This is a genomic window from Marinirhabdus gelatinilytica, from assembly GCF_003353425.1.
GTDB classification, from domain to species: Bacteria; Bacteroidota; Bacteroidia; order Flavobacteriales; family Flavobacteriaceae; genus Marinirhabdus; species Marinirhabdus gelatinilytica.
This window is the reverse complement of the sequence record NZ_QRAO01000003.1, coordinates 421897-434368: the sequence shown is the minus strand read 5'-3', so window position 1 is coordinate 434368 and position 12472 is coordinate 421897. Positions and strand designations below refer to the sequence as shown.

The 12472-nt window shown below is 39.6% G+C and carries 12 protein-coding genes; 11 read left to right on the top strand and 1 reads right to left on the bottom strand.

The window, feature by feature from the left end; translation table 11 throughout:
* The first annotated feature begins 1 nt into the window (after position 1).
* Genes C8D94_RS11035 through C8D94_RS11025 form a run of 3 tightly spaced genes read left to right on the top strand, consistent with a single transcriptional unit; the run spans position 2 to position 2258 of the window.
* A complete protein-coding gene (locus C8D94_RS11035) occupies positions 2-1042 on the top strand; it encodes a glutathione synthetase (protein WP_115123995.1) in 1041 nt (346 codons plus the stop codon).
* An 11-nt stretch (positions 1043-1053) separates the two neighbouring features.
* Positions 1054-1962 (top strand): DnaJ C-terminal domain-containing protein, encoded by a 909-nt coding sequence (locus C8D94_RS11030; RefSeq protein ID WP_115123994.1) that lies wholly within the window; start codon positions 1054-1056, stop codon positions 1960-1962.
* Positions 1959-2258: a chaperone modulator CbpM gene (locus C8D94_RS11025; RefSeq protein WP_115123993.1), complete on the top strand. Its 300-nt coding sequence runs from the start codon at positions 1959-1961 to the stop codon at positions 2256-2258. Before C8D94_RS11030 ends, C8D94_RS11025 begins: the two co-directional genes overlap by 4 nt.
* Positions 2259-2260: 2 nt before the next feature.
* Here C8D94_RS11025 and bshC read toward each other — a convergent pair whose 3' ends face one another.
* A complete protein-coding gene (bshC, locus tag C8D94_RS11020; protein WP_115123992.1) occupies positions 2261-3856 on the bottom strand; it encodes a bacillithiol biosynthesis cysteine-adding enzyme BshC in 1596 nt (531 codons plus the stop codon).
* A gap of 242 nt (positions 3857-4098) precedes the next feature.
* On the opposite strand from bshC, the gene C8D94_RS11015 reads away from it, so the two are divergent.
* The 8 genes from C8D94_RS11015 (at position 4099) to C8D94_RS10975 (ending at position 12239) form a co-directional block, all read left to right on the top strand.
* Positions 4099-6573 (top strand): M14 family metallopeptidase, encoded by a 2475-nt coding sequence (locus C8D94_RS11015; protein ID WP_115123991.1) that lies wholly within the window; start codon positions 4099-4101, stop codon positions 6571-6573.
* A gap of 163 nt (positions 6574-6736) precedes the next feature.
* Positions 6737-7189: a hypothetical protein gene (locus C8D94_RS11010; protein WP_147278542.1), complete on the top strand. Its 453-nt coding sequence runs from the start codon at positions 6737-6739 to the stop codon at positions 7187-7189.
* Between the two features lie 285 nt (positions 7190-7474).
* The gene (locus tag C8D94_RS11005; protein WP_115123989.1) at positions 7475-8575 is read left to right on the top strand and encodes a TIR domain-containing protein; all 1101 of its coding nucleotides are present in this window, start codon (positions 7475-7477) and stop codon (positions 8573-8575) included.
* A 308-nt stretch (positions 8576-8883) separates the two neighbouring features.
* The gene (locus tag C8D94_RS10995) at positions 8884-9384 is read left to right on the top strand and encodes a hypothetical protein (RefSeq protein WP_115123987.1); all 501 of its coding nucleotides are present in this window, start codon (positions 8884-8886) and stop codon (positions 9382-9384) included.
* Positions 9385-9566: 182 nt separating this feature from the next.
* Positions 9567-10178 (top strand): tetratricopeptide repeat protein, encoded by a 612-nt coding sequence (locus C8D94_RS10990; protein ID WP_115123986.1) that lies wholly within the window; start codon positions 9567-9569, stop codon positions 10176-10178.
* A gap of 295 nt (positions 10179-10473) precedes the next feature.
* Entirely contained in the window at positions 10474-10905 is a 432-nt protein-coding gene (locus tag C8D94_RS10985) for a VOC family protein (RefSeq protein WP_115123985.1), read from the top strand.
* 203 nt (positions 10906-11108) lie between these two features.
* Positions 11109-11507: a VOC family protein gene (locus C8D94_RS10980; protein ID WP_115123984.1), complete on the top strand. Its 399-nt coding sequence runs from the start codon at positions 11109-11111 to the stop codon at positions 11505-11507.
* Positions 11508-11594: 87 nt separating this feature from the next.
* Positions 11595-12239: an alpha/beta hydrolase gene (locus tag C8D94_RS10975; RefSeq protein ID WP_115123983.1), complete on the top strand. Its 645-nt coding sequence runs from the start codon at positions 11595-11597 to the stop codon at positions 12237-12239.
* Positions 12240-12472: the final 233 nt, after the last annotated feature.

Sequence of the window (12472 nt, the reverse complement as noted above, 5' to 3'; positions counted from 1 at the left end):
TATGCATATTGCTTTTATTATAAACAGCCACGAAACCGAAGAGGTAAAATACACCACCCCCACACTTGGCTATGCAGCCTATAAACGTGGGCATACCGTTTCGTACATAGGTGTTGGCGAGTTGGGGTATGACAGCGACGGAAATTTAATGGCACGTTGCAAAACTATCTCCGATAGAAAATTCAAGGGCCAGGAAACCTATTTTAAGGCAGTGCAGGAGCAGGAATTAACGCCTGTATCTTCTGAGAACCTGGACGTTTTGTTTCTTCGTAACGATCCCAGTGACGAGATAGGCGAGCGGGAGTGGGCACAGAATGCAGCCTTCATCTTTGGCGAGATAGCGGTTCGAAACAATGTATTGGTCCTTAACCATCCCAGTAGTTTGGCGAGCGCGGTAAACAAGATGTATTTTCAGCATTTTCCAGAGGTGTTACGTCCAGAGACCATCATTACCCGGGACGAAAAAGAAATACGCGATTTTTTCAAGAAGCAAAAACAGAAAATGATTCTAAAACCCTTAAAAGGCTCTGGGGGTACCAATGTATTTATGATGGATAAAAAGAACGAACACAACTTGAGCCAGACCATCGAGGCTATTTGTAGGGATGGGTACGTGATTGCCCAAGCATACCTGCCTGCAGCCACCAAAGGCGATACTAGGCTCATTTTAATGAATGGTGAACCTTTGCAGGTAGATGGGGAATATGCCGTGATACAACGCGTTAATGCCGAAGGGGACATACGCAGTAACATCCACGCAGGCGGAAGACCGGACACCGTGAAAGTAACCGACCAGATGCTGGAGCTGGCCGAGATCGTGCGCCCCAAACTCGTACAAGATGGAATGTTCTTGGTGGGGATTGATATCGTGGGCGATAAGTTAATGGAGATCAACGTATTCTCCCCAGGAGGGTTGAATATGATGGGCCGTGCTTATGAAAGGGACTTTGCCAAAGAAGTGATCATTGCGATAGAGCGTAAGGTCGCTTATAAAAACACCTATGAAGGATATCTTGAAAATAAAATGTTAGCTACACTTTAAAAAACGGAACAATGGCATTTATAGATTACTACAAAACTTTAGGCGTCGATAAAACAGCTACTGAAAAGGAAATAAAGAAGGCGTACCGCAAACTAGCTAGGAAATACCATCCCGACGTAAACCCGAACGACCCCGAAGCACAACGGAAGTTTCAGGAAGTGAATGAGGCCAATGAAGTATTGAGCAATCCTGAAAACCGAAAGAAATACGACCAGTACGGTAAAGACTGGAAACATGCAGACGATATAGAACGTGCCAAAAAACAACAACAAGACCAATATCAATACCAACATGCCAACCAAGGCGGTTTTGAAGGTTTTGGCGGCGATCCCTCGGGATATTCAGATTTTTTTGAATCGATGTTCGGAGGGGGTGGCGGTAGTGGTTTTGGACGATCCCCAAAATTCAAGGGACAGGACTTTAACGCTAGCTTACAGATAAACTTAACAGATGTGTACACCTCCCAAAAGCAAACCCTTACGGTTAATGGGAAGAATATTCGCCTTACCATCCCTGCAGGAGTAGAAGATGGGCAAACCATAAAAATAAAAGGGTATGGCGGCGAAGGTGTTGGCGGTGGCCCAAAGGGGGATTTGTACATCACTTTTAATGTGTTGAACAATACCAAGTTTAAAAGGGACAAAAGCGATTTGCACCACACGGTTGTCCTAGACCTCTACACAGCAGTTTTGGGAGGTGAGATTACTGTAGAAACCCTTAACAGTAAAGTAAAGCTAAAGGTAAAACCCGGTACCCAAAATGGTACAAAGGTAAAACTGAAAGGAAAAGGGTTCACCAAATACAAACAGGACAATAGCTACGGTGACTTTTACATTACCTACAACGTGGAAATCCCAAAAAACCTCACTGAAAAAGAAAGAGAACTTTTCACCCAACTTTCAAAAATAAAAGCATCATGAAGAGTACCGAATATATAACAGTAACCCAATTGTGCACCCAATACAAGGTGACCTCACAATGGTTCCATAAGTTGCACGATACAGGTTTGATACACATTACCACTGTTGAAGAGCAACCCTGTGTGTCTTTACAAGCGATACACCAGGTAGATAAAATAATGCGGTTGCACCAAGAGCTGCATGTAAATGCCGAGGGAATAGATATTATTTTAAACCTTCTTGAAAAGATAGACACCCTCCAGCTGGAGATGAATAGTCTAAAGAGCAGGTTGAATATTTATGACACAGAACAATAATTTTACAGTTGTATTACTGTGAATTCCCGTTCCAGTGGATCCAGATTTTCTTTTAAGATTTGCAATAGGGTATCGCCGTACAGTTGGTAGAACTCAGAGAAATTGGTAGTTCTTTCTTGTAGGCTTTGTGAAGGGAACAAGTGGTCCTGTATGGTCATGAGTCTCCCAAGTTGGTCGCTCAATTTTCTTTTTTGTGCTTTCAGCAGTCGCTTCTCCAAGTGGTCCAGTCCGTTGAGTTGCTTCTTTTCTTGTGCCGCAACGGCTCCCACAAAAGAGGCATCGGTTTTTTTGGAAAGCTGGTACAACTCCTTGAACTGTTGCTGTAAATGCTCCCGCTGTGTAGAGAAATCTATCTCTATTGCTGAAATTTGATGTGTAAATTCAGTTTTTAGGGAGTGCGTATCTTGAAACAGCCTTTTTATGGCTACCTCTAATTTCTGAAGTTTTTCTGAAAGTTTTTCGGGTACGAGTAATACAGAGTTTCGTAACAACAACATAGGGAAGGGAACTTCCACGGTCTTAAAATAGTCCTGTAACTGAAACCAATAGGCCAGTTCTCCGCCACCACCCACATAACAAAGGTTGGGCAATATCACTTCCTGATACAACGGGCGCAGTAAGGCATTGGGCGAAAAACGCTCTGGGTGCTGCTGCAATTGTGCAAATATTTCATCTTTTGTGAACACCAGCTCGGTTTCGTTCACATAGTAATTTCCATCCCTTTCAATGATACGCTCGCGAACTCCTTCAGAAAGATAGAACAGGTTGATTTCTCGTGGGTGTACCTGCTCGGGGTAGTCCAAATGGGTGAGTCGTGCCGTGGTCCTGGTTATGTTTTGGTGCGAAAGGTTCTCGGCAAGTTCTTTTTCGGCATAAGGGATAAACTGCTTTTTCAATTGGGTATCGTTACCGTCCACGATTACAAGACCGTATTCCTTAAAGAGCTCGTTACCCAGATGTCGGGTAGCAGCCGCTAGGTTAGGGTGTTTTGTGTAAGCATCAATAAACAATTGTTGCAGGTGTTCTCCGTGTTCGCTTTTGCCGAAGAGTGTTTCGGTTTGCTTGGCAACGGCTTCCAACCCTTTGGTGGACAGCTCGCCCACGGCACCGCCATCGGGACGGTTCCAGGTTATTTTTTCACCTTTAAGGTTGAAATAGTTGATCTCGTCGAAATCGTGGTCTTCGGTCGCCATCCAATACACCGGTACAAAATGGTTGTTGGGGTAGTGGGCGTTGAGTTTTTCGGAAAGGTTGATCACCGAGACAATCTTATACAAAAAGTATAAGGGCCCCGTAAAAAGGTTGAGTTGGTGCCCCGTGGTTATGGTAAAGGTGTGCTCGCTGGCAAGTGAAGCGATATTGTTTTCGGTAGCTTCGGAAACCTGAAAACCCTTGTACTGTTGCTGGAGTTGTTGTACCAGTGTAGCCCTGGACTGTGCTGGGAAAGACGGTGCTTTCTCCTTTAGCTGTTCCTTGAAATTTTCCAGCGTTGGGAACCTTCCATAAAAATCCTTCAGTTTGGGTTTTTCGGCCAGGTAATCGCATATCAGTGTTGAAAAATAGCCGGTTTCGTGGTACGGGATGGTGGTCTTCGCCATAGAAAATTTCAGAAGGTTTCTTCAAAAATACGGGTAATTTCAGAATTCAGAATTTAGAATCCATAATTTGTGACAACTTTAAGTGCGATATGCTCTTAAAAACTTCGGTACACGTTTAAAAGTGGCATCCACAAAAGTTCCAGCGATAGGAATACGCAATAGCGTTCCCTATTATTTTAGAATTTCAATTTTGAAACTTGGAATTTCCTTTATCTTAGCATCTTCTAAAAATAATCCTTACAATGCTACAAAAACTCACCTTTGTATTTCTTTTTATTTCAGCAACCCTTACCGCACAGTTACAGTCTCCAGCCGAGTTCCTTGGTTATGAGGTAGGTGCCCAGTTTTCGCGCCACGCCGATGTGGTGCGCTATTTTGAGCACGTGGCCGCCAACAGCGAGATGGTAACTTTTGATACCTACGGAAAAACAAACGAGCGTAGACCGTTGACCTATGCGGTGGTAACTTCTCCACAGAATATGGCAAATATAGACCAGATTCGTCGTGATAACCTAAAGCATATCGGGTTGGAGAACGGTAGTGCCAATCCGCAAACGGCCATTGTTTGGTTAAGCTATAACGTACACGGTAACGAGGCTTCCAGCACCGAGGCGGCTATGGCTACCCTATACAAGCTCATTACCGAAAAGCAAGCATGGCTACAAAATACCGTGGTGATTATAGATCCCTGCGTAAACCCAGATGGCCGGGACCGCTATGCCAACTGGTACAACCAAGTAAAGGCAGAGCCCTATAACCCCAAGCAGGCTGCTGTAGAGCATCACGAGCCGTGGCCGGGAGGAAGACCTAACCATTACCTGTTCGACCTTAACCGGGACTGGGCATGGGCCACACAGGTTGAGACACGGGAACGATTAAAAATTTACAACCAGTGGATGCCCCATATCCATGTAGATTTCCACGAGCAGGGTATAAACGAGCCGTATTACTTTGCTCCAGCCGCGGAACCTTTCCATGAGATCATTACCCCATTCCAGCGCGATTTCCAGACTGCGATAGGGAAGAACCACGCCAAATATTTTGATGCCGAGGGCTGGTTGTTCTTTACACGGGAGCGGTTCGATTTGTTGTACCCAAGCTACGGCGATACCTATCCCACCTTTATGGGTGCCATTGGGATGACCTACGAGCAAGCGGGCCACGGTAGGGCAGGATTGGGCATAAATACCGATGAAGGCTACGAGCTCACCCTTGTGGACCGTGTAGCACACCACACCACCACAGGACTCTCTACTGTTGAAATGGGCAGCAAGAATGCCGCACAGCTAAACACCGAGTTTAAAAAGTTCTTTACCAACGACGATCTAAAATACAAGAGCTACGTGCTAAAAGGCCACCCCGATATGATTGACGCGCTTACAAAGCTACTACAAAAGCACAACATACGGTATGGCTTTAAGCGTAACGGTACGGTGAGTGGGTTTAACTATAGCAACAATGCCCAGGGCAGTATGGATGCCAGCAATGCTTTGGTAATACATACCAACCAGCCCAAGGGCAAGATGGTAAAGGTGTTGATGGAGCCCAATGCCAAACTGGAAGAACCCCTTACGTACGATATTACGGCGTGGAGCATCCCGCACGCATACGGGTTGGACGCTGTAGCCAGCACTACCAAGGTGACCGCAGATAGTGAATTGCCAACCTACGCTATAAACAACTCCGCAGCTCCCAACGCGGCAGGTTATATAGTATCATGGAACAGTATGTACGATGCCCAATTTCTGGCAGCTTTGCTAAAAGAGGACATACGCGTTAGATTTACCGAGAAGGACTTGAAGTTTGGCGGAAAGGACTTTGGGAAGGGAAGTTTGGTGATTACCAAGAGCGATAACCGAAACAACCCAGATTTCAATAAAAAAGTGGTGGCGATAGCCAATGAGCACAACCGCCAACTATACGCCTCCAATACCAGTTTTGGCGATACCCGTACCGATTTTGGTTCCCCGGACGTAAAGCTCATTAACAACCAGCGTATTGCCGTGTTGCGTGGCGATGGAGTCTCTTCCTTGAACTATGGTGCTATCTGGCATTTCTTTGAGCAACAATTACACTATCCCATTACCTCTATAGATACAGGCAACTTTAACCCTGCCATCTTAAAAAACTACGATGTTTTGGTCCTGCCCAGCGGCTGGTACTCCAGCTTAAATGGGGATACCATGGACAAAGTGAACGCGTGGGTGCGCAGTGGGGGCAAGATAATTGCCATGGGCGGAGCCATAAACACCTTTGCCGATAAAGATGGCTTTGACCTAAAACGCAACAAAACCAGCGACGAAAAGGAAGAAGGCACCCAAGGAAACCTAACTCCCTACGACCAGCGCGAGCGCTCGAGGGTAAAGGACTTTATAACGGGTAGCATCTATAAAATAAAGATAGATCCTAGCCACCCTATGGCATTTGGGTATGGCGATACCTACTATAGCCTAAAGTTGGGAAGCAGCTCCTACGCCTTCCTAGAGCAAGGGTACAATGTGGGCTATATTGAAACCCCCACCTCGGTATCTGGCTTCTCTGGCGAGGATGCCAAAAGCAAACTGACCAACTCCCTAGTGTTTGGCGAGGCCAGAATGGGCAGCGGTAGTATTATTTATATGGTGGACGATGTACTCTTTAGAAGCTTTTGGGAGAATGGGAAGCTGTTTTTTGTTAATGCCATATTCTTTGTGAACAACAACAAGTTTACGTTATAACAGGCTGTTTAAAAAATATAGTAACTTTACCGGATACCCATGACAAATCTTCATGGGTATCCTGAGAAATTCCCGGGATAACCATGATAAATGTCACCATATAACACGTTGTGTAACATTCTATTGGAGATGTGTCAATAATTAATCAAAACCATTGTTGTTTATGTTCAAAATATTAACTCTACTTTTGACTATATTGATTTTTTCATGTAGCAAGCCAAAAGAGTTTTCTTTTAAATACGATGACTTCGATCTCGAACCTCTAAAAGTATCTTATATCGTAGAGGATCCGATATATGGAAAAAAATCTTTTATAATTTCCGATACATCTAAAATTAAAAATCTATTTAAGTCGATTTCATTGTATAGCAAAGATGATTTTTTTGGTTTCATAGAAGCCAACTACACGACAAGATTTTATCAAACTAAAATAAAACAAAATGGTTGGAATTTTGAATTGAATATCGGAATAATTGAAAAAACGGATGAAAAAAAGAGCTATCTGAATATATTGAGCGAAACAGAAAGTGGATATTACAATTTAGGTAACATCTATGATGAAACGCTGATTAATCAATTGGATTCACTAAATCCATATTTAGATAATGATTTATGAAACGTTACACAACAACGTATAAAATGCAGCTGTTATTTTTGGCTTTCGTTAAATTTCCTAACTTTATCAAAACAAAACTAATGCGGATAAAAATAGAGGCGGCGCCTCTGCCCTGCTGATTCTCACGCAGCTCTATGAGCTGCTACCAAACGCTACGCCACGCTGCTACTCCGCGTTTACGCACATCCGAATCAGCCGCTCATTGCCCGCCGCATCATATACAAGACCGTTAGCAATAATTAAAGAATATATTCCAGAATTCAATATCTTGACATAACAAATTAAATGATGTTTGATAAAGTTTTTATAAGTTATGCTAAAGAGGATTATAAATTTGCGGAGCAGTTATATGACTTTCTGGAAACAACAAATTATAATCCTTGGCTAGACAAAAAAAAGATTCTTCCTGGACAGGACTGGAATTTCATTTTAAGAAAAGAATTGAGAGACTCAGATTTTATAATTCTACTACTCTCGAAAACATCAGTACAAAAAAGAGGCTACATACAGAGAGAATTTAAACTTGCATTAGAATATTATGAAGAAAAGTTAGATGATGATATTTTTCTTATTCCGGTAAAAATTGATGATTGCGAAGTTCCTTTAAAACTTGGGAAGTTTCAATGGGTAGAATATTTAAATGGTTTTGAATCAATATTAAAAGCGATGAATCTGCAAAGAAAAAAGCATATTGATATTGAACAATCAAAATTATCTTCAAATGATACTTTTGAATTTGAAGAGATAAATGAAAAACTTAATTACGAAGCAGAAATCAAACTTGATATTCAAGTCAATTTCATACAGTTTCTAAATAAAAAAAACTCTGATATAAATGATATTAACCATATAATTAAGGGTAGAAAAGCTGAATCAATTGCTTTTGTAAGAAAACTGTTTTTTGAAATTGATGGAAAACCTATAAAGCACAAATTTACAACACCTGACTGGAACCTCGATTTATCTTATAATTCAAATTTAATTTCTAAATCGATAATTAGCATTTCAGAAAATCAATATAAATATTTTGGAGGTGCTCACGGATCTGGGATAATTACAGGTTTAAACTTTAGGTTAAATCCTTTATTAAAATTAGATATAGAAGATTTATTTGACAATGATGACGAGAAAAAGGTTTTAAATTTATTTTCACATTTTTGTTTCGAAGTTCTTAAGAAAGAGGCTGTTGAATTTTTTAATTATGATGAAAATGTAAAAGATGAGGATTTATTTTGGGAAGGAAGCCTTTCTCCTAAATGGGAAAATTTTCAACATTTTTTAATTACTAAAAAAGGTCTTGAAATTATATTTAATGATTATTCTGTAAGTGCTTATGCTTTTGGAGTACGTTTTGTTGAAATTCCATTCGATAAAATTATTCAATAACTTAGTAAACCAGAAAAATTTAAGTATCTGATTAAAGATATTAGATAAAACTATTGCCAACAATGCATATATTTTATGCCTTTTATCTGGCTTAAATTGAATCTCCCCAATTAATCGTAAATTGGTCACGCGGAAAAATACGTAGTTGCGGCGCCAATGTCTTCCTCTCGCAGAAAAAGCTCGTCGGAGACAAGCGGCTGATTCGCACGCTGCGCTTCCCACTCCCGACCTGCGTCGGGATGTTGGCACTGCCGAAGCTGCCGCTCAAAACCCGCCGGATCATATGCAAAACCGTTAGCCAACATTGAATGACAGATTTTAAACCACCTATTTCTGAGAGAGAAACTGAGGAATTAATTGGAATTGCCCACTCATCAACTAAACAATGGCAACAAGAAGCTATTTCTCAAGCTAAAAAAGAACTTGTAAGAAGAAATATAACAGAACAACAGCAAAGAGAAGTTTTAGAAAAATGGGAAAAAGAGTATCAAGAATGGATTACAAAAGAAAAGGAAAGATTAGAAAATAATAAAACCGAAAGTTATAAAATTTGGGAAATGATTTTGATGTTCATTTTTGGACCTATATTGATAATAAGGCCATATCTTCTTCATTCCTATACATTATTTAATTTAAGAGGAGAAAATTACTATCTAAAATTCAAACAGAGAATAATTATTTTCTCGCTAAGCTTTATTTCTTGGTTTGTATTTATAAGTTATTCTACTGAACAAAGTAATAAAAAAAGACTTGAAGAAATTGATAAAATTGATATATCGGATTGGAAAGAAAAACATGGATATGATTGATATCAACGTTACATAACACCGCATTTAATAAAATGTGACACTTTCAAGTTTAACTAAATTCCCTAACTTTATAAAAAATTTGGTACAGCGGATAGGCATGTAGTGACAGTGCCGCTGTCCTCGTGCAAAATGGCCCGCCATATCGTGATCAAATCTGTTGGCAATCATACATTAAAAGATTAATGGGAGGAGGAGGAAGTATTCAAGGAATGAACAATAGCCTAAAAATGAATAGGCAATTACTCAGAAAAAAAACATATTTCAGAAAGGAACGGTCTTTCTTAAATAGAAAACGAGAATACCATAAAGCGGCAGGTATAATTGATTTAAAAACAGCAACAAAAGAAGAATTAGCTGGGATTAGAAAAACTATAATAAAACGCAGAAGAAAAAGTAATCTGATTTTCTTATTCCTATTTGTAATTATAGCTTCTCCTTTAATCTATTTTTCATTTGATTTATTCAAAACACAAACAAATAAGGAGTTGATGATTGAAAAAATCGAGAAAGATGAAAGAATAAAAAAATATAATTTCTTCATTTCAGACGGAGATGAATATATCAAAAAGGGAGAATGGCATAATGCAATGTTTCAATTCAATAAAGCAATTGAAATTTTTCCAAATGATTATCACGCTCACTATAGATATTCTTATGCTGCTGTTTATAGATGTAGAAACGAAAAAGAAAAATGTGAACTTGCTGATAAATCATTATCGAAATTACTAAAAGAATTTCCTGACAAAACGGAATTAATTGAATTAGAGCAGGTGCTAATCTTTGCAAACTTATAATACGTTTACCAACACCGGATATAATACATCGGTCACATTGGTCTTTGTATCTCCTCTGAAATTGCAAAAGCGCACAATGGTAAGATGGAAGTAAAGCCTACTGACGAGATTACGGAGTTTAAATTCACGATGCCCATAAAAAATGTGGGCAACAATGTAATATAATAAATACAGGCGTTTGAGTACAACTGAACCTGCCTGCGTGCGGATAGTGCACATTTTCAGCGTAACACTATATAACTCGAGCTTTGGAAGTAATTTTTCAAGACAAATATAACCTGAACTAAATTTAAAAATGAAAACAACCACATTCCTAACATTTGTTGGTGACCAATGCGGAAAGGCAGAGGAAGCAATGCACTTTTACGCGTCCATATTTCCGAATTCGGAAATTAAAAACATACAAAAATACGCTGATGGAGAGGCAGGGGGCACCCCCGAGCTTATTAAACACGGAGTGTTTACCTTGAATGGAACCCATTATATGGTTTCTGAAAGTAATTACAACCACGCTTGGTCGTTCACGCCAGCGGTATCAATTTTTATTAGTGATACAGAGGGTACTTTAATACAGGAACTTTTCGAAGAACTATCTTCAAATGGCGGCCAGGTAATGGTTCCGCTAGAGAACTATAAGGGGGAGGGAGACTACGGATTTGGGAAGAAATTTGGATGGTGCGAAGACAAATATGGTATATCGTGGCAATTTGTACTTCTTGATCAATAAGGGAGGCCATCGAGATAAAAAACGGAACGTAAAGAAACCAGATGAACATAGAAATACTATGAAAAAAACTATACTAATAGCATTGTTGGGATTAATGGTGTTGAGTGGTTGAGACAATACGAACAATAATCTGAAAGAAATCAAAAAGCTACAGGTGGAAAACGACAGTTTAAAAAACTATCATCACACAAAACGACACTACTATGGAAAACCAAATGATCAGGTCACTAACCTTTCAGGACGGAAATGCAGAAAACGCAATGAATTTTTATTTGGACATATTCGATAATTCCAAAATCATTACTGTAACCCGTTGGGGAAAAGATGCCCCTACCACGGAAGGAAAGATTATGCAAGCCACCTTCGAATTGGATGGTAACGTGTTTATGTGCAGTGATAGCCCACCAATTCACGCTTGGGACTTTACCCCAGCAGTCTCCAATTACATAGAGTGTGAAAATGAAGATGAACTTGAAAGACTATTTTCTGGATTATCTGAAAACGGAAAAGTTATGATGCCATTGAACAACTACGGTTTTAGTCAAAAATTTGGATTTATTGAAGACCAATTTGGAGTTTCTTGGCAATTGAATTTGAAATAGAAAACCGCTGCCACCAACGTGGACAACCCATTGCAATTGGTTGCATAGATGATGTTAAGCCATACCAAACGTTTAAAAAGATTATAAATGAAAATTAGTGCTATAATAGGTATGGTTTTTTGCTCAATTTTGTTTGAGTGCGGAACTGAAAATGATGACCGATTTATTTTCTTCCTTCACAACCGATTTTTAGAAGAACACGAATTGAATGAATTGCATCCCGAATTTGGGCGAACTGAATACAACGAAATTATTTCTGAATTTAAGAAAAGCGGACTTAAAGTGATAAGCGAAAAACGGAGTGGAAATGTTAACGCAAGAGAATACGCCATTGGCATTGTAACTCAAATTGACAGTTTAATAAAAAACGGAACAGAACCGAAAAAAATAACTGTTGTTGGGACTTCAAAAGGTGGATACATTGCTCAATATATTTCTACATTGGCAAACAATCCAGATTTAAATTTTGTCTTTATCGGGAGTTTTAGAAATAGTGATATCGAAAATATTCCCGAAATAAATTATTGTGGGAATATTTTGACGATTTATGAAAAAACAGACCCGTTTGGAGTTTCCGCTTTGGAACGGAAAAATACTTCAAGTTGCAAAATCGATCACTTCGAAGAAATTGAGTTGAATACTGGGTTAGAACACGGATTTTTATTCAAGCCCCTGAAAGAATGGATTGAACCAACCATACAATGGGCAAATGGAAATTACACCGTGAAATAAAAATGTATGGATATAACCCATAACGATAATGGTACAGTTGGGTAAGTTGATTGGCTTTCCTACAATTTGTCGCAAATCGTCTTCAAGATTAAAGTGGTGAAATTCAAAATCACACAACTTCCGAAATCTTTATCCCTAAGCGTATTTACGTTTTAGTATATCCGCTTCAATATTTTTATCAATACTTTCGCCCACAAGTTTCTGACCAATTTTCAGGAAACTGTACCAATAAA

Coding starts and splice junctions, on each gene's coding strand:
- C8D94_RS10995 (WP_115123987.1), top strand. CDS start 8,884: ATGACAGATTTTAAACCACCTATTTCTGAGAGAGAAACTGAGGAATTA.
- C8D94_RS11035 (WP_115123995.1), top strand. CDS start 2: ATGCATATTGCTTTTATTATAAACAGCCACGAAACCGAAGAGGTAAAA.
- C8D94_RS11010 (WP_147278542.1), top strand. CDS start 6,737: ATGTTCAAAATATTAACTCTACTTTTGACTATATTGATTTTTTCATGT.
- C8D94_RS10985 (WP_115123985.1), top strand. CDS start 10,474: ATGAAAACAACCACATTCCTAACATTTGTTGGTGACCAATGCGGAAAG.
- C8D94_RS10990 (WP_115123986.1), top strand. CDS start 9,567: ATGGGAGGAGGAGGAAGTATTCAAGGAATGAACAATAGCCTAAAAATG.
- C8D94_RS11015 (WP_115123991.1), top strand. CDS start 4,099: ATGCTACAAAAACTCACCTTTGTATTTCTTTTTATTTCAGCAACCCTT.
- C8D94_RS10980 (WP_115123984.1), top strand. CDS start 11,109: ATGGAAAACCAAATGATCAGGTCACTAACCTTTCAGGACGGAAATGCA.
- bshC (WP_115123992.1), bottom strand. CDS start 3,856: ATGGCGAAGACCACCATCCCGTACCACGAAACCGGCTATTTTTCAACA.
- C8D94_RS11030 (WP_115123994.1), top strand. CDS start 1,054: ATGGCATTTATAGATTACTACAAAACTTTAGGCGTCGATAAAACAGCT.
- C8D94_RS11025 (WP_115123993.1), top strand. CDS start 1,959: ATGAAGAGTACCGAATATATAACAGTAACCCAATTGTGCACCCAATAC.
- C8D94_RS11005 (WP_115123989.1), top strand. CDS start 7,475: ATGATGTTTGATAAAGTTTTTATAAGTTATGCTAAAGAGGATTATAAA.
- C8D94_RS10975 (WP_115123983.1), top strand. CDS start 11,595: ATGAAAATTAGTGCTATAATAGGTATGGTTTTTTGCTCAATTTTGTTT.